Origin of the sequence: Streptomyces sp. NPDC088124 (assembly GCF_040685895.1) — a bacterium.
GTDB lineage: Bacteria > Actinomycetota > Actinomycetes > Streptomycetales > Streptomycetaceae > Streptomyces.
The window spans coordinates 1-24028 of record NZ_JBFBJB010000040.1 but is presented as its reverse complement, the minus strand read 5'-3'; the positions used below and the strand labels follow the sequence as shown (position 1 = coordinate 24028).

Annotated in this window: 22 protein-coding genes; 10 read left to right on the top strand and 12 right to left on the bottom strand. The window is 72.9% G+C overall.

Features of this window, described 5'->3' with window-relative positions; translation table 11 throughout:
• The first annotated feature begins 76 nt into the window (after positions 1-76).
• Both AB0P17_RS29030 and AB0P17_RS29025 read left to right on the top strand, forming a co-directional pair.
• Positions 77-277, top strand: a complete 201-nt coding sequence (locus AB0P17_RS29030) for a hypothetical protein (RefSeq protein ID WP_365815229.1) — start codon at positions 77-79, stop codon at positions 275-277.
• A 24-nt stretch (positions 278-301) separates the two neighbouring features.
• Positions 302-1624 carry a glycosyltransferase 87 family protein gene (locus AB0P17_RS29025; RefSeq protein ID WP_365815227.1) on the top strand — a complete coding sequence of 441 codons (1323 nt, stop codon included), beginning with the start codon at positions 302-304 and terminating at the stop codon, positions 1622-1624.
• A 24-nt stretch (positions 1625-1648) separates the two neighbouring features.
• Here the strand turns inward: AB0P17_RS29025 and AB0P17_RS29020 are convergent, their stop codons facing one another.
• Positions 1649-3292 carry a DNA repair helicase XPB gene (locus AB0P17_RS29020; RefSeq protein WP_365815225.1) on the bottom strand — a complete coding sequence of 548 codons (1644 nt, stop codon included), beginning with the start codon at positions 3290-3292 and terminating at the stop codon, positions 1649-1651.
• A gap of 263 nt (positions 3293-3555) precedes the next feature.
• Here AB0P17_RS29020 and AB0P17_RS29015 point away from each other — a divergent pair, with 263 nt between their 5' ends.
• On the top strand, positions 3556-4200 hold the full coding sequence (locus tag AB0P17_RS29015; protein WP_365815342.1) for a VanZ family protein: 645 nt from the start codon (positions 3556-3558) through the stop codon (positions 4198-4200).
• Here the strand turns inward: AB0P17_RS29015 and AB0P17_RS29010 are convergent.
• The gene (locus AB0P17_RS29010) at positions 4163-6862 is read right to left on the bottom strand and encodes a helicase C-terminal domain-containing protein (RefSeq protein WP_365815223.1); all 2700 of its coding nucleotides are present in this window, start codon (positions 6860-6862) and stop codon (positions 4163-4165) included. The two genes, AB0P17_RS29015 and AB0P17_RS29010, sit on opposite strands and share 38 nt — an antisense overlap.
• Before the next feature lie 269 nt (positions 6863-7131).
• On the opposite strand from AB0P17_RS29010, the gene AB0P17_RS29005 reads away from it, so the two are divergent.
• Entirely contained in the window at positions 7132-8478 is a 1347-nt protein-coding gene (locus tag AB0P17_RS29005) for a hypothetical protein (protein WP_365815221.1), read from the top strand.
• Between the two features lie 84 nt (positions 8479-8562).
• Here AB0P17_RS29005 and AB0P17_RS29000 read toward each other — a convergent pair whose 3' ends face one another.
• On the bottom strand, positions 8563-9759 hold the full coding sequence (locus AB0P17_RS29000; RefSeq protein WP_365815218.1) for a hypothetical protein: 1197 nt from the start codon (positions 9757-9759) through the stop codon (positions 8563-8565).
• A gap of 305 nt (positions 9760-10064) precedes the next feature.
• On the opposite strand from AB0P17_RS29000, the gene AB0P17_RS28995 reads away from it, so the two are divergent.
• The 3 genes from AB0P17_RS28995 (at position 10065) to AB0P17_RS28985 (ending at position 13260) form a co-directional block, all read left to right on the top strand.
• Entirely contained in the window at positions 10065-11831 is a 1767-nt protein-coding gene (locus tag AB0P17_RS28995; protein WP_365815216.1) for a hypothetical protein, read from the top strand.
• A gap of 77 nt (positions 11832-11908) precedes the next feature.
• Entirely contained in the window at positions 11909-12484 is a 576-nt protein-coding gene (locus AB0P17_RS28990; RefSeq protein ID WP_365815214.1) for a hypothetical protein, read from the top strand.
• Complete coding sequence (locus AB0P17_RS28985; RefSeq protein WP_365815212.1) at positions 12481-13260, top strand: hypothetical protein; 780 nt, start codon at positions 12481-12483, stop codon at positions 13258-13260. The genes AB0P17_RS28990 and AB0P17_RS28985 overlap by 4 nt, the downstream gene beginning before the upstream one ends.
• 75 nt (positions 13261-13335) lie before the next feature.
• Here AB0P17_RS28985 and AB0P17_RS28980 read toward each other — a convergent pair whose 3' ends face one another.
• Together AB0P17_RS28980 and AB0P17_RS28975 are read right to left on the bottom strand one after the other, a co-directional pair.
• Positions 13336-13545: a ferredoxin gene (locus AB0P17_RS28980; protein ID WP_365815210.1), complete on the bottom strand. Its 210-nt coding sequence runs from the start codon at positions 13543-13545 to the stop codon at positions 13336-13338.
• Between the two features lie 10 nt (positions 13546-13555).
• Positions 13556-14701, bottom strand: coding sequence for a cytochrome P450 (locus tag AB0P17_RS28975; protein ID WP_365815208.1), 1146 nt, complete (start codon positions 14699-14701; stop codon positions 13556-13558).
• A gap of 469 nt (positions 14702-15170) precedes the next feature.
• Between AB0P17_RS28975 and AB0P17_RS28970 the strand changes: the two genes are divergently transcribed.
• The gene (locus AB0P17_RS28970; RefSeq protein ID WP_365815206.1) at positions 15171-16283 is read left to right on the top strand and encodes a methyltransferase; all 1113 of its coding nucleotides are present in this window, start codon (positions 15171-15173) and stop codon (positions 16281-16283) included.
• On the opposite strand, the gene AB0P17_RS28965 is transcribed toward AB0P17_RS28970, so the two are convergent.
• From AB0P17_RS28965 to AB0P17_RS28940, 6 genes are all read right to left on the bottom strand, one after another.
• Positions 16256-17281, bottom strand: a complete 1026-nt coding sequence (locus tag AB0P17_RS28965; RefSeq protein WP_365815204.1) for a winged helix-turn-helix domain-containing protein — start codon at positions 17279-17281, stop codon at positions 16256-16258. The genes AB0P17_RS28970 and AB0P17_RS28965 overlap by 28 nt on opposite strands.
• Positions 17282-17468: 187 nt before the next feature.
• Positions 17469-17936 carry a hypothetical protein gene (locus AB0P17_RS28960; RefSeq protein WP_365815202.1) on the bottom strand — a complete coding sequence of 156 codons (468 nt, stop codon included), beginning with the start codon at positions 17934-17936 and terminating at the stop codon, positions 17469-17471.
• A gap of 117 nt (positions 17937-18053) precedes the next feature.
• Positions 18054-18809, bottom strand: a complete 756-nt coding sequence (locus AB0P17_RS28955) for a hypothetical protein (RefSeq protein WP_365815200.1) — start codon at positions 18807-18809, stop codon at positions 18054-18056.
• A 363-nt stretch (positions 18810-19172) separates the two neighbouring features.
• Positions 19173-20021 (bottom strand): ABC transporter ATP-binding protein, encoded by an 849-nt coding sequence (locus AB0P17_RS28950; RefSeq protein WP_365815198.1) that lies wholly within the window; start codon positions 20019-20021, stop codon positions 19173-19175.
• Positions 20018-21127 carry an iron chelate uptake ABC transporter family permease subunit gene (locus tag AB0P17_RS28945; RefSeq protein WP_365815196.1) on the bottom strand — a complete coding sequence of 370 codons (1110 nt, stop codon included), beginning with the start codon at positions 21125-21127 and terminating at the stop codon, positions 20018-20020. Before AB0P17_RS28945 ends, AB0P17_RS28950 begins: the two co-directional genes overlap by 4 nt.
• Positions 21124-22167: an iron ABC transporter permease gene (locus AB0P17_RS28940; protein WP_365815194.1), complete on the bottom strand. Its 1044-nt coding sequence runs from the start codon at positions 22165-22167 to the stop codon at positions 21124-21126. The genes AB0P17_RS28945 and AB0P17_RS28940 overlap by 4 nt, the downstream gene beginning before the upstream one ends.
• A 195-nt stretch (positions 22168-22362) precedes the next feature.
• On the opposite strand from AB0P17_RS28940, the gene AB0P17_RS28935 reads away from it, so the two are divergent.
• On the top strand, positions 22363-23049 hold the full coding sequence (locus tag AB0P17_RS28935; protein WP_365815192.1) for an HAD family hydrolase: 687 nt from the start codon (positions 22363-22365) through the stop codon (positions 23047-23049).
• Between the two features lie 59 nt (positions 23050-23108).
• Here the strand turns inward: AB0P17_RS28935 and AB0P17_RS28930 are convergent, their stop codons facing one another.
• Positions 23109-23366 carry a hypothetical protein gene (locus tag AB0P17_RS28930; protein ID WP_365815190.1) on the bottom strand — a complete coding sequence of 86 codons (258 nt, stop codon included), beginning with the start codon at positions 23364-23366 and terminating at the stop codon, positions 23109-23111.
• Positions 23367-23567: 201 nt separating this feature from the next.
• Here AB0P17_RS28930 and AB0P17_RS28925 point away from each other — a divergent pair, with 201 nt between their 5' ends.
• A complete protein-coding gene (locus AB0P17_RS28925) occupies positions 23568-23951 on the top strand; it encodes a cold-shock protein (RefSeq protein WP_365815188.1) in 384 nt (127 codons plus the stop codon).
• Positions 23952-24028: the final 77 nt, after the last annotated feature.

Sequence of the window (24028 nt, the reverse complement as noted above, 5' to 3'; positions counted from 1 at the left end):
AAGTCGTACGCCGGTTCACAAACGGTTCAAACCCTGGGGCGATGTGGTCCACAGGCCATGGAGTCACCATGGATACATGAGCACAGCAACTTTCACCCCGGCCCACGCCCCTCAGGGTCCACCGGTTCCCGGCGCGACCGCGACGGGCTCCGTCCACCACCCCGGCCACCCGGTCGGCAACGCGCTCCGCGCGGCCAAGGTCTTCCTCACCGCGGCGTTCAACGTGGCCGTGCTGGGGGAGTATGCGGAGGAGGCGGGCATCAGACGCCACCGCTGACCCCTATCCACTAGGGTCGCGGCCGTGACCTACCGGACCGTGACTCCTCGCTCACTCATCGCAGTGGGCGCGCTCGTCCTCTCGCTGGCCGCGTTCGCCACCCTCTGCGTCACCCGGCCCGTCCCGCTGGCCGACACACTCGTCTACCGCGCCGAAGGCGCCGCCGTCCTCGGCGGGGGCGACCCCTACGGGATCGACCTGTACGGGGCCGGGGTCTCCGGCTCCGGGGCCTACGGGTCCGGGATCTACAGCTCCGGGATCTACGGGACCGGCACCTACGGAACCGCCTACCCGCCCTTCGCCGCGATCCTCTTCGTCCCGACCACCTGGCTGCCCGTCGGCGCCCTCAAGGTGGTCTTCGTCCTCGGCAACATCGCGCTGCTCGCGCTGTTCGTACGGCTCTCCCTGCGGCTCGTGGGCCGTTCCGGCGCCGTCCTCGCCGTCGCCGCCGTGGCGGCCGGACTCTGGCTCGAACCCGTCACCCGCACCATCCTCCTGGGTGACATCGCCCTCGCCCTCGCCTGTCTCGTCCTGTGGGACCTGACCCGCCCCGACCACGCCCTCGCCAAGGGCTTCGCCCTCGGCATCGCGGCGGGGGTCACCCTCACCCCCGCCGTCTTCGTCGCGTACCTGCTGCTCACCTCCCGCGTACGGCAGGGGCTCACCGCCCTCGCCGCGCTCGCCGGGACGGTACTGCTCGGGATGCTCGTACTCCCGTACGCCAGCGGGGAGTTCTGGACGAGCCAGGTCTTCGAGACCGACCGCACCGGCGCCGCGTGGACCGCGGGCAACCAGTCCCTGCACGGTCTGCTGGCCCGCCTGCTGCACACCCCCGAGCCGGCCGCCGTCTGGGCGGTCGCGGCGCTGCTCACGGCCGTCTGCGGACTGTGGGCCGCCCGCCGCGCCGCCGTCCGGGCCGGGTCGGAGAGCTGGGGCATCCTGCTCACCGCCGCGACCGCGCTGCTGGTCACGCCGGTGAGCTGGTCGCACGAGTGGGTGTGGTGCGTGCCCCTGCTGGCCGCCCTGCTCGCCGAGCGCCGTTTCCGCGCGGCGGCGCTGGCCGGGGCGGTCTGGACGGCGCGGAGCTTCTGGGCCGTACCGTACGAGGGCGAGCCGGCCCTGCGGCTGGCGTGGTGGCAGCAGCCCCTGATCTCCCCGTACGCGCTGTGCGCCCTCGCCCTCCTGACCCTCACCGCCTGGCACCTCCGGGCCCACCGGAACGACGCGCCCGGCGTCACCGGGCCGCCGTCCCGCCTGCCGGGTCCCCGTGGTGGCGCCGGACCGGGCCGCTCAGCAGCCGGGCGGCAGGACGCCGGCGTCGCCGGCTACGCCGAGAACCACGAGTAGCGGGCGCCCGGTCCGGCGACGGCCTCACCCCTCGGCGAGCAGTTCGTCCGCGTCGACGATCCGGTACGCGTACCCCTGCTCCGCCAGGAACCGCTGCCGGTGCGCCGCGAAGTCCTGGTCGATCGTGTCGCGCGCGACCACCGAGTAGAACCGCGCCTCGTGGCCGTCCGCCTTCGGGCGCAGCACCCGGCCGAGCCGCTGGGCCTCCTCCTGGCGGGAGCCGAACGTGCCGGAGACCTGGATCGCGACCGTCGCCTCCGGCAGGTCGATCGAGAAGTTCGCGACCTTCGACACCACCAGCACCGAGATCTCGCCCTGCCGGAACGCGTCGAAGAGCTTCTCGCGCTGCGCGTTGCTCGTCTCCCCCTTGATGACGGGCGCGTCCAGATGCTCGCCGAGTTCGTCGAGCTGGTCGATGTACTGCCCGATCACCAGGGTCTGCTCGCCCCGGTGCTTGCGCACCAGCGCCTCCGTCACCTTCCGCTTCGTCGCCGTCGTCGCGCAGAAGCGGTACTTCTCCTCCGTCTCGGCGGTCGCGTACGCGAGCCGCTCGCGGTCGGTGAGATTGACCCGTACCTCGACGCAGTCCGCCGGGGCGATGTATCCCTGCGCCTCGATCTCCTTCCACGGCGCGTCGAACCGCTTCGGCCCGATGAGCGAGAAGACGTCCGACTCGCGGCCGTCCTCCCGTACGAGCGTCGCGGTCAGCCCGAGCCGCCGCCGGGCCTGGAGATCGGCGGTGAACTTGAAGACGGGCGCGGGCAGCAGATGCACCTCGTCGTAGACGATCAGCCCCCAGTCGCGCGAGTCGAACAGCTCCAGATGCGGGTAGATGCCCTTGCGGCGCGTCGTCAGCACCTGGTACGTGGCGATCGTGACCGGCCGGATCTCCTTCTTCGTACCGCTGTACTCGCCGATCTCGTCCTCGTTCAGCGAGGTGCGCCGCACCAGCTCGTGCTTCCACTGGCGGGCCGAGACGGTGTTGGTCACCAGGATCAGCGTCGTCGCCTTGGCCTGGGCCATCGCCCCCGCCCCGACCAGCGTCTTCCCGGCGCCGCAGGGCAGCACGACCACCCCCGAGCCGCCGTGCCAGAACCCCTCGACGGCCTGCTTCTGGTACGGGCGCAGCGCCCAGCCCGACTCGTCGAGCTCGATCGCGTGCGCCTCGCCGTCCACGTAACCGGCGAGGTCCTCGGCCGGCCAGCCCAGCTTGAGCAGCGTCTGCTTGATCTGACCGCGCTCGGAGGGGTGCACGGCGACGGTGTCCGGGTCGATCCGGCTGCCCACCAGCGGCTGGACCTTCTTGGAGCGGAGGATCTCCTCCAGCACGGGACGGTCGGTGGAGGTCAGGACCAGCCCGTGGGTGGGGTGCTTGGTGAGGGTGAGCCGCCCGTAGCGGGCCATCGTCTCGGCGACGTCCACGAGGAGGGCGTGCGGCACGGGGTAGCGGGAGAACTCCACCAGCGCGTCGACCACCTGCTCGGCGTCGTGTCCGGCGGCGCGGGCGTTCCACAGGCCCAGTGGCGTCAGCCGGTAGGTGTGGATGTGCTCGGGCGCGCGCTCCAGTTCGGCGAAGGGCGCGATGGCACGACGGCAGGCGTCCGCCTGGTCGTGATCGACTTCGAGCAGCAACGTCTTGTCGCTCTGGACGATGAGCGGTCCGTTCACAGTTGCGCCCTTTCCCTCGTTCAGTCATGGCGTCATCCGCCGGGCATCCGGATGCCAAACGACCAGTGTCGCGCATCGCGCGCCGATCCGGACCCCCTACCGGCCCGGACCCCTTCCGGTACGGGCGTATCCCCCGGGGGCGGGGGCATCAGGGGGCTATGACCGCTGAGACGGAAAGGACCGGGCCGGCGAGTGCCGCCCCGGGGGGTGTGTCGCGGGTGCCGTGGGTGTCGTGGGGGCGGACCGTACTGCGGGTGGTGATCATGGGGGTCGCCTTCGTCTGCCTGGTGGGGTTCGCGGCCGTGCTGGCCGAGCTGACGCTGACGCCGTCCCCGGTGTCCGCCGGCATGGCGGGGTCCAACCTCCGCCCCGGGCACTCGCTGCGGCAGTACGCGGAGGACTACACGTTCCTCGCCGCGTGCAAGCAGATCGGTGGAAACCTGCTGATGGGGGCGCCCTTCGGGGTGATCCTTCCGCTGCTCATGCCGCCCAGGCACCGGATGGTGCGGGTGGTGCTGCTGACGGCGGTGGTGATGACGCTGGTGGAGCTGGCGCAGGGCGCGATGGTCGAGGGGCGTGCCTTCGACGTGGACGACGTGATTCTGAACACGAGCGGCGCGCTGATCGCGTATCTGCTGCTGGGACGGCGGGTCTCGCGCCGGTTCCACATGCTGAGCGCGCCGTCCCCGAGGGGCGCGAAGCCGGAGCCGGAGCCGAAGAAGAAGCCGGAGCCCGGGCCGGGGCCGAAGGCGGCGCGGAAGGCCGTGAAGCCGAAGCCGAAGGCGGCGCGGAAGGCCGTGAAGCCGGCCGGGCGGTTGTCCGCCCGGCTCCGGCTCTCCGGGCGGACAGCCGCACGGCGGCTCCGGCGGCTCAGGCCGGGTCGTCGGCCAGCTCCGCCACTCCCGTGATGCGGTGCAGCGGGTACGTACGGACCTCGTCGGCCGTGTGGTCGTACGCCGTCACGAAGCCGCCCTCCACCCGGACCGGCGCGATGACACGCTGGCTGGCCGCGCCGTCCGCGTTGACATAGCCGATCCAGACCGCCGAGCCCGTCATGGCGGCGGCCTGGACGGTCGCGAGGGTCTCGGCCGATGTCGTACGGGGGAGCGACCCGTTCGACGAGGGCGGTACGGAGGTGCCGCCGGACATCGCGGCCGCCGCCGAGAGCGTGGCCGAGCCGGACGCCATCGGTTCCGGCACCGGCCTGCGGACCACGGTCGCGGCCATGTCCCCGGCCCGGATCGCCCGTACCGCCGCGCTCAGCAGCGTCCCGTCCGGCGTGGGCGGCCCGTCGGGGACCGGCGCCGGGGCGGCGCGGGGCGGGGTGCGATGGGCATGGGCGCGCGTGATCATGACATCGCCGTCCGGGGACTCGGCGGCGGGCGCGAACCCCATGGCGCGCAGCCCTTCGAGCAGCGTCGCCGCGTCCGCGTGGGCGGCGAGGACGGTCGGGGCGAGGCGGCGCAGCCGCAGGCTCTGGGAGCGCTTGTCGGCCAGGATCTCGTCGAGCACGGCCTCGTCGTCGCACCGTACGTACGCGGAGGCCACGCCGACCCGCAGATGCCCGTGCTTCCGCGCGACATCGTCGATCAGATAGGCGAGGGGCTGCGGTACGGGCGTACGGCTGTGGTTCTTGAGGAATTCGTGCAGGTCGGAGGCGGACTGTCCGGCGTCCAGGGCACGGCGTACGGAGCCGGGCGTGAAGCGGTAGACCGTCGCGCCGCCCTTCGACTCGACGTCGGCCGCGACGGAGAGCAGCTCGGCGAGGTGGCGCAGGAGCGGGCCCGGGGCCACGGCGGTGAGGTCGGCCTGGAGGAGTACGTGGTCGAGGGGCTCGGGCAGCAGCGGCGCGAGGGCGTGGGCGGCGCGGAGCCCGGCCGGGGAGAGGCCGCCGGTACCGCTCGTGGGGAGGCCGCCGGTACCGGTCGTGCCCGTGGCCCCGGCCCTCTCGCTGGTCCCGCTGGTCCCGCTCGTCCCGTCCGGGGTCAGCAGCGCGCGGGCGTGGGACGACAGCGCGCCCCGGCCGGTGATCCCCAGCAGCTCCGCCTCGTTCAGCGTCCACGCCGCGAGGCGCCCGCGCAGGTCGTCCGGGCGCCCGGTGGCCGACGTGCCGCGCAGGGGGCGCTCCCAGCGCAGCCGGGTGAGCAGCGACTCGGGGTCGGGGGCGGTGCCCTCGGGGAGCGTGGCGAGGAGTTCGAGGACCCGGCGGCGCACCTCCGGCGCGGGGCCCCGGTCCAGGTCGGGGCCGAGCGCCGCGAGCGTACGGCCCTTGGAGTCCTGGCTGCCGACCAGCCCCGCCGTGCGCGTCGCCGTCAGCCAGGCGGTGGCGAGCCGGGCCCAGCGCTCGGGGGCGGGCAGCTCCTGCCAGTCGTCGTAGCCGGGGGTCGGCGCGTACCGTTCGTCCGTCTCGCCGTCCGCCGCCAACAGCCCGGCGGCGTACGCGAGTTCGACCCAGAAGGCGGCCACGGGCTCGGTGGTGTCGAGGGCGCCGGCGGTGCGCTTGAGATCGCGTACGGAGAGCCCGCCGGCCCGCAGGACGTTCGGGCCGCCCTCGTTCCAGTCCTTGGCCAGCTCCTCGACGGTGGCGAGCGCCGTGTACGCCTGGCCTGCGGCCGTGCTGTCCACAACCTGTGGACGGGCGGCGGCCTGCGGACGCCCGTCCTCGGGGCGCCCGCTCTCCGGCCGGACGGCCTGAACGCGCGCCGCCGACCCGGCACCCGCCCCCTCGGCGCGGGGCGCGACCGCGGGCGCCACGGGCTCCGGCCTGCGGTGCGCGCGCCCGGCGCGCAGATGGAGCGCGGCCTCACGGGGCAGCACGACCGTCCGCGTGGTCGCGGGCAGCAGCAGCCCCCGGTCGCGCAGCCACCGCACGGGCGGGGTCGGGCTGGACGTGACCTCGCCGTACGGCGGCCCCCACACCAGCCGGTCCAGCACCGACAGCGCGTCCATGGGGGCGGTGTCGAGCAGCGCCGCCATCCGCGTCCGGTCGGTGAAGAGCGCGGTGAGCGCGGCCACGGCGGAGACCGGGTCGTGGGTGGAGGGCAGCCCCGTCGCGGTCAGGATCTCCTGGAGCCGGCCCGGCGACATCCCGGCGGTGGCCTCGGTGACCGTCGGGCCGAGCCCGGTCGGCGACGGGTGCGTGGCGGACGGTGCCAGCAGCTCGCGGGCGGTACGGACGAGGCGCAGCCGGTCGTCACCGCCCCAGAGCAGCGCCTGGTCCCGCAGGGCCGCCACGGCGGCGGGCAGCGCCGCCTCGATGCGTTCGTCGCCCTCGTCGCCGGTCAGCAGCGCGCGCAGCGTGTCGTACGGCGCGGGCTCGGGCGCGACGGCGAGCGCCTCCGCGGTCTGGAGCGTGAACCGGTCGAGCCGTTCCAGCGCCCGTACGACGGACGCGCGGGTGCCGGCGCGGGTCGCGAGCTGGGTGAGGTCGCCCGGCACGGGGTTGAGCAGATCGGGCCTGGCACGCAGCAGGGCGGCGAGGGCGTCGTCCCCCCGGGTGCGCAGGGCCTCCGCGAGCGTGCGCGGGGGCGTACCGCCCGGCCCTGGCGTACCGCCGGTTCCTTCGGACACGTTCGCCTCCTGCTCAGCCTTCGCGGGTCCCCATTCGTTCCACGTTAGCCCGTGAAGGCCCTTTCACTCGCGTCTCAGCGCGTGGGGGCGGGCCGCGGGTTTTCCGGGACGCGGTTGTTTCCGGCGTTCTTCCTGTCGGATGTTCGTACTGGATGTACGGGGTGGACGCACGCGGGGGAGTTCGACACCATCGCGCTGTGGCCGCCGTGGTGGAGGCGGCCGTGCCTGCCCGGGGTGTGCGGTGCGTGTGCGCGTGTGCGGAGGACAGTGTGGGGATCGAGAGCGATCAGCTCGTCTACGACTACCTGAGTCGCGTCGGGGACGCGGCCCAGCAGCAGCACCTGCCCTCGGGGGACAGAATGCGGCTGGTCTCCACGCTCCGGAACGAGATCGACAAGCAGCGCGGGAAGTTCGGCACCGACAGCCCCGCCTCCGTCCGCCGGATCCTGGGGCGGCTGGGCGAACCGCACGCGGTGGTACGGGCGGCCGCGCGGGACGCGGGTATGGGCGCGGCGCGTACCCCGGAGGCCCCGGAGGCCCCGGAGGTCGCCGTACCGGCGCAGCGGACGGGGCTGGCGAAGTCGCTGGGCCTGCTGGGGCCCAAGGAGCCGAAGGGGGACAACGGGGCCAGCGGTTCCGGCGGGGCCAACGGGTTCGGGGGGCGGAAGACGGAGCCGGCGCCGCCCCCCTCGTCCGCGCCCCCCGAGCCGCCCCGGACGTCCCAGCCGTCCCGGTCGTCCCAGGCGTCCTCGCCGTCCGAGGCACGCTCGGCGCCTCCGGAGCCTTCGGCCGCGGGGGAGGCGGAAGCGCCGTTCGCCGTCCCGCCCGTCATGCCGCTGCCCGCCGCCCCGCCGCCCGCCGCCCCGCCTCGGGCCCCGACGGGCGAGAGGCCGGGGAACGGGCCGGGGAACGGGCCCGAGGACGCCGCCGGGCCCCGGATCCCCGCGCAGGCGTCGGAGTCCCCCTCGGCCTCGGCGTCGCCGACGCTGCGGAAGCCGCCCCGCCCGGCCGGTGGGCAGCCCGACTGGTGGCGGATAGAGCCCGGCCCCTCGGGGCTGACGGGTATGTCGATGGAGTCGACGCACGGGTTCGTCGGCGGGGTCGAGATCCCCGACATGCTCAAGCCGCCGAAGCCGAAGGAGGAGCCCGCCGCGGACGACACGGGCGCGGCGGCCGACGACGACCCCGGGGCCCCGGAGGAGACGGCGGAGGCCGCCCCGCGCCGGCGCCGGAGGCTCCGGCTCCGCCCCGGGGCCCGGAAGACCGGGGGCGGCGGCGGACTGTCCCACCCGTTCCTGCTGCTCGCGGCGGCCCTGCTGGTCGCGAGCGTCATCATCGACCCCCGGCTGGCCCTCGGCGGCTGGCTGCTCGCGTACGCCTCCCGGACCCTCTCCCGCGCCGAGGCGAAGTGGGTGGTCTTCGGACTCCCGGGTGTGTCGGCGGCCGGTGGCGTGGTCTGGCTCTGGGGCCGGATGAACGACCGCTGGGGCGACGAGATCCCGCCGGACGGGCTGGCCGACGCGCTGGCCGGGGTCTGGCCGGTGGTGCTCCGTACGGCGGCGGTGTCCTCCGCCCTGTACCTGGTGTGGCGGGCGCGGCGGAAACCGGCGCGGTAGCGGGGCGGAGGAGGACCCCGGGGAGGCGGCGGAAAGGCGGAGGGAGTCTCGGGGCCGGGTTCGGGGCCGGGCTCCGGGCCCGGGTTATCCGTGGGGCAGCCGGTCGAGGACCCAGCGGCCCAGCTCCTCCGACATCTGGGCGTGCGGTGTGTTCGTCGCGGAGAACTTGAAGTCGTCGAAGTCGCTCTCCTCCGGCGGGATGCCGTCGATGTCGGCGTACAGATCCTCGCGCCGGTCGAGATCGCGGAGGGAGAGCGCGCTGATCGTGGGGACGAAGTTGACGCTGCGGTACGCCACTTCGGTCCGGCCGGTCAGCTTCAGCCGGTCGCCCGCGATACCGAACGTCTCCAGTGTGCCGCCGGGCGCGCCGTCGAGGTCGGGCAGGCCGTCGGTCGTCGCCGTCTTCTTCCGCAACAGCCCCTGCAGATGCGCCACTTGCTCGGCGGCGCCGAGGGACTGGGTGCGCAGCGCCGTGTGGGCGAACCAGCCGCTGGTCACCTTCAGCGCCTCCTCGCCGGCCGGTACGCCGTTGCCCGTACCGTCGCCGCGGCCATTGGCGACGCCGAGCTTCCGGGGGCGCATCGGCCAGCCGCCCACCCGCTCCAGCTCCGCGAGGAACTCGGTGCGCAGCGGGTCCTGCGACGGGGTGTCCGCCACGGCGGAGATGTGGCGCCACAGCAACTGGCGCGCGGCGGGGCTGTTGATCTGCCGCGAGAGGGCCGGGGTCGCCGTGAGGAAGTGGGCCAGCGCCTGGAGGCCGATCGGGACCCACGCGCCCCGGTGGGGCGCGTCGAACGAGAGATAGACTCCCGTCTGGTGGTCGATGCCCTCGTGCTCCAACCTGGCCAGGGCGTAACGGGTGATGAGGCCGCCCATGCTGAACCCGCCGACGAGCAGCGGCGCGTTTCCCGTCCGCTCGTCGACGGCTCGCAGGACGGCGCGGGTCGCCACCTCGGCGTTGCGGAGGAGGGAGGCGCTGCGGTCCTCGTACCCGATGAGGACGAGATCCCGGCGCTGGCGGCGCAGTTCGCCGATGAACGCGAAGTCCTTGCGCTCCAGGCCCTCCCAGAGCGCGTCCGGACTGCTGGGTCCGGTCTCGAAGCCGTCGGAGAGGAGGACGGGGCGGGTCAGCGAGCTGTTGCCGTCGCCGTGGTAGACCCAGGCCCAGCCACCGTTCAGCTCCCAGGTCTCGTCGGGCGTGGGCGCGGGGGCGATCCCGGGGCCGGTGGGCGGGGCGAGGAAGCCGAAGGGCTCGATGGTGGGTTCGGTCTGATCGCTCATGCGGATCCTCGGTGTTCTTGTCGTGTCCCGTCGTGCGCGGCGGCCTGTTCGCGGCGCGGCGGCCGAAGCGTCCCGTCCCGCGCCGAACCAGGGATCACTTTGACTCCTGAAGATCCAAAACAGTGGTGCACCAGGAAGATGTCACTCGATCGAGTGGCAGGTGCTCCGTCGGGCACGCTCGCCGCCGACGTCGGGCGCACTCTGTGACAAAAGTGTGGCGCAAAGCCACCGGGTGCTCTATGTTCAACGTCCTCATAACTGTCGATTCGCCGCAACTCGCGGTGGTAAAGACGAATTGGGGCAACATGGCCGTCCCCGCTCAGCCGAACCCGTCCTCGGGCCCACCGCCCGCCGGTACCCCCGCGCAACGGTCCCCGAACCGGTACTCGCACACCGGGACCACCCGCCTGCTCTGTGCCGGCCCGTATCTCCAGGCGCGGTTCCGGCGCCGGGTGGTGGAGGAACTGGTCGAGCACGACAGGAGGGCGGTGGCGCCCTCGGCCGGCGTCGATGTCGTCCCGGTGCTGGCCCACGCGTTACGGGCCCGCCGGCTCGAACTGCGGGCCGGAGCCTGGATCGCGCTCCTGTGGACGCTCTTCTGGCTGGCGGACTTCTACGGGGACGGCTTCGGCTGGATGACCTCGTGGAGCCTGGCCGACGCGTACGGCCAGAGTTACACGGAGCGGCGCTTCTTCCTCCTCACCGACATGGTCGACGTCCCGGGCCTCGGAGCGCGTTACCCGGGATCCGGCGCCTGGGTGCTGAACTACGCGCTCGTGTGCGGACTGCTGTGGCTGGTACGGAACATCTCGGGGCGCGGCACCAGCGTCTATTCGCTGGACGGTCTCCTCCCGGGAAGCCAAGGCCGGACCCGACTGGTCGCTCTCGTACCCCGGTTGCTGATGGCCCTGTACTGGGCGGCGGCGCTCGCCGCCCTGTGGAACGCCTCGGCCAACTGGATGGCGGTGGTCTTTCCGCTGCTGATGGTGATCCCCGTGTGGCGGCACCGCAGCGCGGTGGAGGAGGTGATGTGCGACCGGCTCAGCACCGAGTCCTTCGGCCGGCGGCCCCGGGAGGAGCTGTCCGGCCCCGAGTGGCTGCGGAAGATCGGCCGGGCCATCGACCGGGAACAGAACTCGGGGCTTGTCCTGTACGAGCCGGACCGGCCGTTCGTCGGATCGGGGCGGGCCCTGAAGTCCTGGTCGCTCGTGATGGACCTGCGCCGCAGGCCCGGGACGGAGACCGAGCCGCTCACCGCCGCCGGGGTGCTGAACCGGGTACGGGACCGGCTGGCGGACCTCGGCCGGCTGCCGGAGCCCCCGACCGGCCTCGACCGCCTCAAGGCCGTGGAGATCGACGAGTTGGTCTATCTGCCGTCGGGACCGTCGAGGAACGAGGTCGATCGCGGCGAGACCGCGACGGCGCTGCACCGGCTCACGTCGGTCGGCGAGGGAGGCGAGGCGCGGCGGCATTTTCTGCGGGTCCGGGTCGCCGCCTGGGAACACCAGGTGGTGATCTCCGTACTGGTACGGGTGCACACCCAGGGCGAGTTGCTGGTGCTGGAGGTCGTGCCGCACGTACTGGACCCGCTCAAGCCGGAGTTCGGGCTCGTCGACGACATCGTGGCGCGGGGCAGGGACTACCCGGCGATCGCGGTGGCCCGGGCCCTGCTGACCGCACCGGCGGCCGGGGTGGCGGCGGCCTTCTCCGCCGCGCGTTCGCTGGAGGGCGTGGCGGGCGGCGCGTCGCGAGGGCGCGGGTACGGGGGCGTCCGGGAGACCTCGGCCGAGGGAGCGGCGGCGTCGGTACGGGAACTGGCCTCCGTCAGCGGGCAGTCGCCGTTCCAGCGGATGGATGTCAGCCGCTACCTCAAGACGATCCAGGAGCGCATCGGTACGGGGGCGCTCCAGGCGCTGCAGGAGAAGGGCCATGACACGGGGCAACTGGAGCAGCAGATCGTGCAGGTGAGCAACGGCGGGGTCTTCATCGGGACGATGAGCGGGGGTGCGGTGGCCTCGGGCCGCGGCGCCATGGCGCGGGCCGGTGAGGCGCTGCAGCAGATGAACGGCTGAGGCGGCGGCGACCGAGCCGCCGGACACCGGGAACGACAACGCCGGACACCGGGAACGACAACAGGGGGAGCGAAGACATGAGCGGACACGGAAGCGGACGCGACGGCGCGGAGAACGCGGGGCCGGAGCCGGATTCCGGCGACGAGCCGACCCGTGGCACCGAGGAGTCGTCCCGTACCGGCGGGTCGGCCGGTACGGAGCCGCCGGGCGGGATCGTCGTGGGCGAGTTCGGCGGGGGAGCGGTCGCCGCCGGGAAGGGCGCCGAGGCGGAGGACGTCAGCAGGAGGATCGGCCGGCCGCAGGACATGGGCGGACCGCCGCCTGTCGTGGCGCCGGTTCCCGGCGGCATCGCGATCGGACGGATGACCGGGGGCGCGGCGGCCTCGGGCCCGGACGCGCGGGCCACCGACCGGTCGGACCAGTTCATCGCGGCGACGCCTCAACTGATCGACGCGCTGCGGCTGTTACGGGGAGAGGCGAGTGAGGTACGGGAGGCGGCGGCCGAGGCCGAGCTGGAGATCCGGAACACCGGCGGAGTGACGAGGAGCCGTCTGCGGCGGCTGCTCGCGCTGGTGGGCCGGGCGGCCGGATCGGTCGGCGGCCAGACGGCGGCCGGAGTCGCCACCGGAGTGATCACGGGGATGCTGACGTGACCGGGTGGGACCCGGAGAGACAGCGCTGGGAGCACCGACCGGGTCCGGACACCGGCCGGTCGGCGCTGGAAGCGGGCTTACGGATCGCGGCCGCCGCACTGACGGTGGCGGTGCTGGCCACGGTCGGCGTCGGCGGCGGACGACTGCTGTTCCGCGAGGATCCCCAGCAGGCCGGGGCAGCGGCGGAGGCCACCCCCGGGGAGACGGCCACCACGGGAACGACCGCCGGAACGGACTCCGATACCGCCGGGACCGACACCGCCTCTCCCGGAAGCGGGATGGCCTCCGCCACCGCCGGCGAGCCGCCGCCGGGATTCGTCGTCCGGGAGGACGCCGAGGGCTTCACCGTGCAGGTCAGGGAGGACTGGCAGCGCAGGGCGGAACAACGGGACGAGGGAGTCGTCGTCTACTACGAGACGTCCGACAAGGCCGGACTGCTGCAGATCTACCAGATCTCGGAACCGGACTACACGCCGTACGACGCGCTGGTGGAGACGGATCGGCTCCAGTCCGCGAACGACGGCTACGAGCGCCTCAGCCTGGAGCGGGAGAACGTCTCCGACGGCTCGGCCGCCGCCGAGCTGTCGTACCGCCTGCCACGCAGGGACGGAACGGTGCGCCGCTCCCTGCTCAGGGCGTTCGTCGCCGACGACGGGGTGAGGTGGGTGGTCCTCGTCGCCGGACCCGAAAACGAGTGGGACACCACCTACGCGGAGTCGGCCGGGGTGGCGGCGGCCTCGTTCTGCCCTCTGGGCTACTGCCCGCCCACGCCCTGAGCCGCCCACGCCGTGCGGGCGCCCGACCGGTGGGCGCCCGCACGCGGCGGTGTCGTCCGGCGGCCCGGGCGGGGGCTATCGCAGGGTGATCGCCTGTACCGGGCAGGTCGCCGCGGCCTCGCGGACCGCGGGGCCGTTCTCGGCGCCCTCGCCCCGTTCCTCCTCCGGCAGCACGTCGGCCACTCCCTCGTCGTTCTGGGTGAACACGGCGGGCGCGTGCAGTACGCACATCGCCGCGCCGATGCACCGGTCGGTGTCGATCTCGATACGGGTACCGATGTCCATGGCGCCGGCGCTACCAGGCGATCGGCAGCTCGACCACGCCGCCCAGCAGCGCGTGCGGGACGCTGCCCCGTACCTGTTCCGGAGGGACGGCCAGCCGGAGCGCGGGGACGCGGCGCAGCAGGGTGTTGAGGGCGATCTCCATCTCGGCGCGGGCCAGGTTCTGCCCGACGCACTGGTGGATGCCGTAGCCGAAGGCGACATGGCGGCCCGCCTTGCGGCGGATGTCGAGGACGTGCGGGTCGTCCCAGGCGCTCGGGTCCCGGTTCATCAGCATCGTCGAGATGATCACGCCGTCGCCCGCCCGGATGGTGCGTCCGGCGATCTCGATGTCCGCGACCGCCACCCGCTGCAGTCCGTCCGTGACCGAGATGAGCCGGGTCAGCTCCTCGACCGCGCCCGCGGTCAGGGACGGATCGTTCCGCAACTCGGCGAGCTGGCCGGGGTGTTCGAGCAGGGCCAGGACGGAGGTGGCGATCGTGCTGGAGGTGCTCTCGTTGCCCCCGACCATCAGGACCGTACAGATCGTGACCAGTTTCTCCCGGTCCACACCGCCTTGGGCACTCCTGATCATGTCGTCGATCAGCCCGTCTCCCGGCACCCGCTCCCGCCGCGCGATCAGGTCACGCAGATAGCCGAGGATTTCCTGGAACGCCTGCGCGGGTGCGCCCGCCTCCTCCCCGTCGGCCGGGGCGAGCGCGCGCCGGGAGCACGCGTCGAGCCGTGGCCGGTCCTCCTCCGGCACCCCCAGCAGCGCGAAGGTCGAGTCGGAGGCCAGGGGGAACGTGTAGGCGCGGACCAGGTCGGCGTGTTCGCCCCCGGCGAGCATCCGGTCGAGCAGCGCCCCGGCGGTCCGCTCGATGTGCGGGCGCAGGGCGGCGATCCGGCGAATACCGAAGCCCGAGGTCAACAGCTTGCGCTGACCCGCGTGTTCGGGGTCGTCCGTGCCGATGAGGGGGAGCGCGTCGAAGCGCTGGGAGCCGAGGCGCTCCGTCAGGAACGGGAAGTCCGGGTGGTCGGTGTTGGACGAGAGCCTCGGGTCGGGCAGCAGCGCGCGGCCCTCGGCGTTTCCGGAGACCAGCCAGACCCGCCGGCCGTCGTACAGGGTCACCTGCGACAGCGGCCCGTCCTCGCGCAGCCGGTCGTAGCCCGAGGGCATCTGATACGGACAGGCGCGCTCCATCGGATAGCCGGGAGCCTCGTCCGCCGGAGCCGTCCGGTCCGCCGGTTCCGCGGTTGGTGCCGGTGCCGCGGTTGGTGCCGATGCCGCGATCGGTGCCGATGCCGTGGTCGGTGCCGATGTCGATGGGATGTCGGCTGGGGTGTCGGCTGGGGTGCCGGCGGTAGCTGTCACGGTCGTCCTCGCCATCCTCGGGTTCCGCGGTCGCCCGGTAACACCCTGCCGACCAGGGGCGGTCGGCGCCGCAAGAAGCGCGCGGGTTCATCCGTACGTGGCTGCGCCTGTTCACGTGTACGCGGGTGGCCCGGGCGGCCGGGACCGTTTCTCCCGGAAGCTCCGCGTCGTTGTCCCCGGTGTACCGCGGACGGCCGGGCCCGGCCGTCCGGCAGCGCGCCGCGCCCCTGCGACAGCGGTGGCCGCGGCCGGCCTCATGCGAAGGCGGCACACTATGAGCAACGAACTGGTTCACGACAGGACAGCGGGCAACGGGCGCGTCCACCAGGACGGGGACCTCAGGGGCGGGGACCCCAGGGACTCCCTGCGCCTCATGGAGATCGCGGCGGGCGGCTGCGCCTCGCGTGTGCTGGCGGTGGCGGCCCGGCTGCGTATCGCCGACGTCCTGGACGGCGGGTTCCTGTCCGCCGACGAGATCGCCGATCGCACCGGGGCCGACCGTGACGTACTCCCGCTCCTCCTCCACGTGCTCGTCTCGTCCGGGGTCTTCGAGCGCGACGGGAAGGGGGCCTTCGGACTGGCGCCGGGCTCCGTGGCCCTGCGGAGCGATCACCCGGGATCCCTGCGGAACTTCCTCATCCTGCTGGCCGAGACGTACGACGACGCCTTCGGCGGGCTGCTCGGTACCGCCCTCACGGGACGGTCCGGGTTCGAGCAGGTCTTCGGCGTCCCGTTCTACGAGTACCTGGGACGCAACCCGGACGCGGAAGGCGTCTTCGACGCGGCCATGGCGGAGCTGGCGGTTCCGGCGGCGGCCGCGCTCGTGGAGCGGTTCGACTTCTCCGGGGTGCGACGGGTGGTGGACGTCGGCGGCGGCGACGGCACGATGATCACCTCGATCCTGGCCGGGAACCCGCACCTGGAGGGCGTCTGCGTCGACCGGCCCAGCGTCTGCGAACGGGCGGGCGCCAGGCTGGCCGCCACCGCCGGGTACCCGCTCGCCGGCCGGCTCAGCTTCCGCCCCTCGGACATCTTCCGGGAGGTGTCCGAGGGCGGTGACCTGTATCTGCTCAAGAACGTTCTGCACGACTGGTCCCACGAGAGCGGCGTACGCATCCTCACGGCGGTACGCCGGGCGATGACCCGCACCGCGCGGACGCTCGCCCCGGGGCTGCCGAGGCCCCGGCTGATCGTGCTGGAGCCGCTCCTCGGGGCGGAGTCCGACGCGGCCCACTCCCTCTTCCGTACGGTGATCTGCGGCAAGGGGACCGGCGGCTTCGAGCGCCACGACGACCTGCGCGCGCTGCTGGGCGCGGCGGAGTTCGGCGTGCTCTCCGTCGAGCGGCTGTCCAGCGGGCATCACGCCTTCGAGTGCTCACCCAACTGAACGGAGCGCGCGGAACCCTCCAGCAGGCTCATCGCCAGCGGTGTCGCGCTGTGATGGACGCTCTGCCGGTGGCGGAGGGTCACGATCAGGCCCGCCTCCCGCAGGATCGCGGTGTGCTGGGAGATCGCCGGCGCCGATACGGAGAGCCGCCGGGCGAGTTCGCCGGTGGTGGCGGCGCTCCGGGCGATGGCGGTCAGCACCTGTGCGCGGGTGCTGCCCAGGAGGATGTGGAGCGGGCTGCGTTCGGCGCAGCTGGTCAGCAGACGGGCGTGCGGCAGACCGTGCGGCAGACCGGGTTCGTGGGTGACGGGATAGACGATGACCGGCGGGAGCTCGGGATCGCGCAGGGTGATGGGCGCCCGCCGGCAGAAGAAGGACGGCAGCAGCGTGATGCCCCGTCCGTACAGGTGGATGTCCCGGTCGTACCGGCTCTCGACGGTGAGGACGGGCGCCTGCCAGCGAATGGCGGGATGCGCGGTGGCCAGCAGGCACTCACTGCCCCCGTCGAGCACGGAGCGTGCGCGCAGGGCGCGTTCGGCCTCGAACGAGGCCTGCACGGCGCTCCAGTGCGGGCCCAGGGCGATGTCGAAGTACCGCTGCAGCAACGCGCCCAGCCGCGCCAGCTCACGTGGGTCGCCGTCGGCCAGCCGCCTGATCCCGGAGGTGCCCGACTGATGGACGGTGAGCCGTCCGAGGTCCTGGCGGAGGGTCCGGCGGGGGGTGGAGAGCACCAGGTCGATGCCCTCCTGCGGGGTGGCCACGGAGCGCGCCGGGGTGAGGAAGTCGGGTGAGTAACCCGTCGGCGGGGCGAGGCTGAGAAGAGCGTGCATGGGGGCGTCGAGCTGGGTGTGCACCCGCTGCTTCCACGCTCCGAAGGCGGTCACGCCGGCCTGCTGCCGCAGGAGGTGCAGGCTGAGCAGGATCTCCCACATCGGATCGGGGGCGGTGGCCAGTCGGATGCGCGCCAGATCCGCGCTCGTGAAATGGAATCTCAGCACGGGCCGGCCCCGTTCCCTTGCCTCGTACGACTGCTTGTCACCGGTACGACGCGGGGGTATGCACGTACGGTTGGTGTGATTTTCAGCCGAAAGCGGACGAACCACGGCCGTGGAACGGCGGCTGACGCCGCTCCACGGCCGTGGTGTGTGCGAGGAGGACCTGCGTTCGCGGTGGTTCCGCGGGGGATCAGCAGGCCGCGTTCGCCCACTTGTGGGAGGAGATGTTGTCGTTCATGTTCTGCCCGCCGCCGGTCCCGGTGTTGGGGAAGTTGTAGCTGGTCAGCGGGTTGTAGCTGCGGCCGTTGGGGATGCAGGCGTAGGCGCCGGTGTAGTTGAGGCCCCAGTAGACGAGGACATCGTCGTAGGAGCCGGCGTATCCGTTGTTCCAGATGTCGGAGGCCTGGTTGCGCATGTTCCCGCCGGGGGAACAGGTGCTCCAGTCGCTGTCGTTGCCGCTCCAGGCGCAGTTGCCGCCCCCGCCGTTGATGTCGCGCCAGGCGTAGAAGTTCCCGTCCGCGGCGACGACGGACGCGGAGGCTCCGGAAGCCGGGCCCACGGGGGTCTCCGCGGCCTGCGCCGTCGCGGGGACGGCGAGCGCGGTGACGGTGCCGAGAGCCATGACGGCCAGGACGGAGTGCAGCCTTCTGATGTGCATGATTGTCCCCTTGCTTTCGCTCGATACATGGACGGGTCGTGCACCGGCCGGTGGTTCGGTGGCCGGCTGGTTCGGCGGCCGGTCGGTCCACCGGCCGGGTCTTCACCGGTGGTCGGTTCAGCGGGTCGTCTCGCGGGCTCTGGGGAGCGCGGCGTGCTCCAGCCGCAGCCGGCTCCGCACCGCGCTCCGGTATTTCACGCGCAGTGCCGCTCCGTACTTCCGTTCAAGACGGTCCGCCGTGGCGGACAGTCCGCTGTCGTCCGCGCACGCGGCCTCGTCGACGGCGGAACGGATTTCCCGATTCCGTGAGGTGTCCCCGGATTTCTTCTCCGTGCTCAGGAATTGGGCCCGGGAATCGTCCGGATTCTTGTAGGCGTATCCGCGCTCGCGCATGCACGCCGCCCACGCACCCACGGATTTCCGGTACGCGGGATCGGCGCGTACCTGGTTCTGTGCCATCGCGGGCAGTTGCCCCGTCACCACGTCGGCCTCGAACCAGGCCGCGAGATCGGTGTACAGCGCGCTCTGCGCCCACGCGGTGCAGCCCTCGGTGCTGGCCGTCACCTCGCCGCCGCCCGGCAGCCGCGCGCTCAGCCCGTCCGGGCTCGTGCCGTTGAGGGCCGCGGTGGCCGCCTTCCGCCGCTCCGGCGGGAGGTTCGCGTAGTAGAGCCGGTTGGGGTCGGTCGCGCGGAGCTTCTCGACCCGCCGCTGGATGTCGCTGCCGTACCCGTGCTTCGCGGCCCAGCCGGCGTCGTCCACCGCGTACGGGAAGCGGCGGTCGTCGGCGATGGGCTGCCGCGGGACCGGCCAGACCCGGAAACCGCGCTCCCGCATGCACTGTTGTACGAGTGTCTGCTCGGCGTCGTACAGCAAGGTCCGCTCGGCGCCGCTCAGTTCACGTGCTTCACGTGCTTCGCGTGCTTCGGATGCCGCGCGCGCTTCACGTGTTCCGTGTGCGTCGCGTGCGCCGGAGCACGCCACGGCCGTGACCCACGTGACACAGAGGAGCGCTACGACGAATACACGGGACGATCCGCCGGAATGACGTACGGCAGTGCCGATTCGGAGCATGGCAGGATATCCATCCTGAAGGGTGGCGAAATGCGGTGTGCGGAAACCAGCTTCGTCCGCACCGAGTCCTTTTGCCACGCCTTTAGACGCCTGCTTAAAAGCCGAGATGAGGGCGGTTCCGGTGCCCGGCGGCAGGCGCTTTATCTACGGAATACCCGTCGCTGATTACTGATTCTTACCGGAACGGAGAATTCTGGAACCCGCGGATCCGGAAGCGCCCGAGCCCTCCGGGCGGTACGGCGCGCCCGGCACCACCAGCGGTGACCCGGTCACCGGGTCCGGGACCACGACCGAGTCCAGACCGAAGACCTCGCGCACCAGCTCCGCCGTCACGATCTCGCCCGGCGCGCCCTCCGCCACGATGCGGCCCGCCTTCATGGCGACCAGGTGGTCCGCGTACCGCGCCGCCTGGTTGAGGTCGTGGAGCACGATCACCACCGTGCGGCCCTGCTCATGGTTGAGGCGGCGGACCAGGTCGAGGACCTCCACCTGGTGCGCGATGTCCAGGAAGGTCGTCGGCTCGTCCAGGAGCAGCAGCTCCGTCTCCTGGGCCAGTGCCATGGCGATCCAGACGCGCTGGCGCTGACCGCCCGACAGCTCGTCCACCGACCGGTCGGCGAGAGCGGTCACGTCCGTACGGGCCATCGCGTCCGTCACCGCGCGCTCGTCCTCGTCCGACCACTGCTGCCACCAGTGCTGGTGCGGCTGCCGGCCGCGCGAGACCAGGTCCGCGACGGTGATCGCCTCGGGGGCGGCCGGTGACTGCGGCAGCAGGCCGATCGACCGCGCGATCCGCCGGGTCGGGATGCGCGCCAGCTCCGTACCGTCCAGCAGTACGGAACCGCCCTTCGGGCGCAGCAGCCGGCCCAGCGCGCGCAGGGTGGTCGACTTGCCGCAGGCGTTCGGGCCGACGATGACGGTGACCCGCCCGTCGGGGACGGCCAGGTCCAGTCCGTGGACGACCGTACGGTCCTCGTAGGCGAGCGTCAGCTCGCGCGCGACGAGCTTGCTCATCCCTTGCCTCCCGTGCCGGTTCCCGCGGTGCGGCCGCGGACGATCAGCCAGATCAGATACGGGGCGCCCACCGCCGCCGTCAGCACACCCACCGGCAGTTCGGTCGGCGACAGCAGCCGGCGCGCCAGCAGATCGGCCAGTACGACGATGACCGCGCCCATCAGCGCCGAGCACACCAGCGGGATCTGCGCCGTACGTGTCATGCGCCGGGCGATCTGCGGCGCCAGCAGCGCCACGAAGTCGACCGGGCCGGCCGCGCCCGTCGCCACCGAGGCCAGCACCACGCCGAGCAGCACCAGACCGAGCCGGACGCGCCCGAGCCGGACGCCCAGCGCGGTGGCGGTGTCGTCGTCCATCGACACCGTGCGCTGCGCGTACGCCGCCCACGCCACCGCGGGGAGGGCCGCCAGCAGCACCCAGCCGAGCGGGGCGGCCGCGTCCCAGCCGCGGCCGTTGAGCGAGCCCGTCATCCAGACCTGGGCCTGCTGGGCGACCAGATAGTCGCCCTTGGTCAGGAAGAGCGTGGTGATCGAGCGCAGCGCGATCGCGAAGCCGATGCCGATGAGGACGAAGCGCGTGGCGTGCAGCCCGCCGCGCCACGCGAAGACGTACACCAGCGCCGCCGCCACGATGCCGCCGGTGACGGAGAGGTAGGGGAGTACGGAGTAGGACGTCACCCCGTATGTCATCGCGCCGACCGTGAGCGCGCTCGCGCCCTGGCTCACGCCGATGATGTCGGGGCTGGCGAGCGGGTTGCGGGCCACGGTCTGGATCAGCGCGCCCGCGACGCCGAACGCGAGCCCGACGAGCAGCCCGACCACCATGCGCGGCAGCCGCAGCGTCCCGACGACGAGTTCCTGCGCGGACGGCTGCCCGGTGAGGACCTTCAGCACCTCGGCCGGGGACACGAAGCTCTCGCCCACACTCAGGTACGCGACACAGACCGCGCCGAGGAGGACGGCCAGCCCGGCGGCGACGGCGGCCGAGCGCCGGTGCAGCAGGAACGATCCGCGTGCGGCCCGTACCCGCGTGTACCCGGCGGGCCGTATACCGCGCCGGGGCGCGGGGACCTCCGGAGCCTCCGGGGCCTCTGCCGTGACGGTCACGCGGGCACCGCCTTCCGTCGTACGAGCGTGACCAGGAACGGCACCCCGATCAGCGCCGTCATCACCCCCGCGGGAACCTCGCCCGGCGGGAAGACGATCCGGCCGATCACATCGGAGACGAGCAGCATGACGGGCCCGATCAGCGCGGCCATCGGGAGCACCCAGCGGTGGTCGGTGCCGACCAGCGCGCGGGCGATGTGCGGAACGGCCAGCCCGATGAAGGCGATCGGCCCCGCCGCGGCGACCCCGACGCCCGTCAGGACGGTCGCGCCGACGCCGCCCAGGATCCGTACGGCCGCGACGTTCTGGCCCAGCCCCTTCGCGACGTCCTCGCCGAGCGCCAGCGCGTCCAGTCCGCGCGCCACGGCGACCACCAGGACCGTGCCGACGAGCAGGAACGGCCAGACCTGACCGGCCACTTCGGCGTCCCGGCCGGCCAGCGCCCCCACCTGCCAGAAGCGGAACTCGTCCAGTGTCGCCGCGCTCGTCGTCAGCACCCCCATCGTCACCGACACCAGCAGCGCGTTGATCGCCGCGCCGCCGAGGGCGAGCTTGACGGGGGTCGCGCCGCCGCGCCCGCTGGAGGCGATCGCGTACACCGCGACCGACGCGACACCGGCGCCCGCGAACGCGAACCACACGTAGCCGGCGAGGGTGTGCACCCCGGCGAGGGCGATGGCCAGCACGACGCCCACCGAGGCGCCCTGGCTGATGCCGAGGATGCCGGGGTCGGCGATGGGGTTACGGGTGATGCCCTGGAGCGCCGTACCGGCGAGGGCGAGCGCCGCGCCGACCATCAGCCCGATCAGGGTGCGCGGCACGCGCAGTTGGCGGATGACCTCGGCGTCGTCACCGCGCCCAGCGCCCAGCAGGGCGTCCACGACGGTGGAGGGCGGGACGGCCCGCGCCCCGACGGCGAGACTCAGCAGCACCGCGAGCAGGACGGCCGCGACGCCGGCCGCCGTCCAGCCGAGGCGCCGGACGACGAGCCCGCCCCTGGCGGTGCGGGGCGGGGTCGTCGGGACGACGGCGGCTGGCATCGGAACCCATCGGAGACGGAGACGGCGGTGAGGTCGGGGACGGAGACGGCGGGCGGAGACAGGGACGGCGGAGACGCGGACAGCGGAGACAGGGACGGCGGAGCAGTTGGTAAGGCTTGGCTAAGTCTAAGCGCCCGGATCAAGCCATCCCACGGGGCCGACCGGTGGCCGGGCCGCCCGGGCAGAATGGCGCGCATGGCACCCACCACGACATCGACGACAACGACGGCATCCACGGCATCGACGGCACCGCGCACGGACCGGCCGGGGCCGGTGGTCGGCTTCGACCTCGATATGACCCTCATCGACTCCCGGCCCGGGATCCACGCCGTCTACCAGGCGCTTTCCGCCGAGACCGGGGTGCACATCGACGCCGACCTCGCGGTCACCCGGCTCGGCCCGCCGCTCGACCAGGAACTGGCGCACTGGTTCCCGGCGGAGCGGATCCCGGAGATGGGCGACCGGTACAGGGAGATCTATCCCACATTCGCGATCGCCCCGACCCCCGCGCTGCCCGGCGCCCGCGAGGCGATAGCCGCCGTCCAGGCGCTCGGCGGGCGGGCGATCGTCGTCACCGCGAAGCACGAGCCGAACGCCAGGCTCCACCTCGGCCACCTCGGCATCGAGCCGGACGAGGTCATCGGCTGGCTGTGGGCGGAGGCCAAGGGCGAGGCGCTGCGCGAGCACGGGGCGTCGGGGTACGTCGGGGACCACACCGGCGATGTGCGCGGGGCCCGTACGGCGGGGGCGCTCTCCGTGGCCGTACCGACGGGGCCGTGCGGCGAGGAGGAACTCCGTACGGCGGGCGCGGATGTCGTCCTGACGGACCTGACGGCGTTTCCGGCCTGGCTGGAGACGTACGCGAGCACCCTCGGCCGCTGACCGTGACGGTGTACGTGACCGTCAGCCGGTGACGGCAACGGCGCCGGTGTCCGTGACCGTCAGGCCCGGTCCCGGCTGCGCTGCGCGGCGACCGACCGCAGCACGCCCGCGCCGGCGACGGCGAACCCCACTCCCATCAGCATGGAGACGGCGTAGGCGATCGTCGGGAACGGATCCGAGCCGAGGAACAGCGGCGCGACCGTGACCAGCGTGGCCACGGCACCGACGATGAAGACGATCGCGCCGGCCCGCACCAGCCCGTCACCGGGCCCGGCTTCGTCGTTCGCGGACGCCGGGCGGTCTGTCGATCGGTCCACTGATCGGGGTACAGGAGTAGCAGTCACCTCACCAGGGTAGTTCCCTGCGGAAGGCAGCGGACAGGAACCGTCCGGCAACGTCTTGTCACCAGCCCCTGGGCCATTAGCCTTGGGTGTGGCGGGTCGACGACCCGCTGTAGTGCTATCCAGAGCCGTTTCGCGCGCGCCAGCGCCCCAACGAGTACAAGGACGAGGACAGACGTGCCTACCGGCAAGGTCAAGTGGTTCAACAGCGAGAAGGGCTTCGGCTTTCTCTCCCGCGACGACGGCGGCGACGTCTTCGTGCACTCATCGGTCCTCCCCGACGGCGTCGACGCCCTCAAGCCGGGCCAGCGCGTGGAGTTCGGGGTCGTCGCGGGTCAACGCGGTGACCAGGCGCTCTCCGTGAAGGTCCTCGACCCGGCGCCCTCGGTGGCGGCGGCGCAGCGCCGCAAGCCGGACGAACTGGCCTCGATCGTGCAGGATCTGACGACGCTGCTGGAGAACATCACCCCGATGCTGGAGCGCGGCCGCTACCCCGACAAGGTCCACGGCGCGAAGATCGCGGGCCTGCTCCGCGCGGTGGCGGACCAGCTGGACGTCTGACCCGCCGGCCCTTCACGTCGGTACCCCGGAGGCCGGATCGGGTGCCTGACGCCATGTCCCGGACATGGCGTCAGGCA

Excerpts from the sequence above, each read along its gene's own strand:
- AB0P17_RS29030 (WP_365815229.1), top strand. The coding sequence starts at position 77 with ATGAGCACAGCAACTTTCACCCCGGCCCACGCCCCTCAGGGTCCACCG.
- AB0P17_RS29015 (WP_365815342.1), top strand. The coding sequence starts at position 3,556 with ATGGGGGTCGCCTTCGTCTGCCTGGTGGGGTTCGCGGCCGTGCTGGCC.
- AB0P17_RS29000 (WP_365815218.1), bottom strand. The coding sequence starts at position 9,759 with ATGAGCGATCAGACCGAACCCACCATCGAGCCCTTCGGCTTCCTCGCC.
- AB0P17_RS28995 (WP_365815216.1), top strand. The coding sequence starts at position 10,065 with ATGGCCGTCCCCGCTCAGCCGAACCCGTCCTCGGGCCCACCGCCCGCC.
- AB0P17_RS28990 (WP_365815214.1), top strand. The coding sequence starts at position 11,909 with ATGAGCGGACACGGAAGCGGACGCGACGGCGCGGAGAACGCGGGGCCG.
- AB0P17_RS28980 (WP_365815210.1), bottom strand. The coding sequence starts at position 13,545 with ATGGACATCGGTACCCGTATCGAGATCGACACCGACCGGTGCATCGGC.
- AB0P17_RS28975 (WP_365815208.1), bottom strand. The coding sequence starts at position 14,701 with ATGCCCTCGGGCTACGACCGGCTGCGCGAGGACGGGCCGCTGTCGCAG.
- AB0P17_RS28970 (WP_365815206.1), top strand. The coding sequence starts at position 15,171 with ATGAGCAACGAACTGGTTCACGACAGGACAGCGGGCAACGGGCGCGTC.
- AB0P17_RS28960 (WP_365815202.1), bottom strand. The coding sequence starts at position 17,936 with ATGCACATCAGAAGGCTGCACTCCGTCCTGGCCGTCATGGCTCTCGGC.
- AB0P17_RS28950 (WP_365815198.1), bottom strand. The coding sequence starts at position 20,021 with ATGAGCAAGCTCGTCGCGCGCGAGCTGACGCTCGCCTACGAGGACCGT.
- AB0P17_RS28940 (WP_365815194.1), bottom strand. The coding sequence starts at position 22,167 with ATGCCAGCCGCCGTCGTCCCGACGACCCCGCCCCGCACCGCCAGGGGC.
- AB0P17_RS28935 (WP_365815192.1), top strand. The coding sequence starts at position 22,363 with ATGGCACCCACCACGACATCGACGACAACGACGGCATCCACGGCATCG.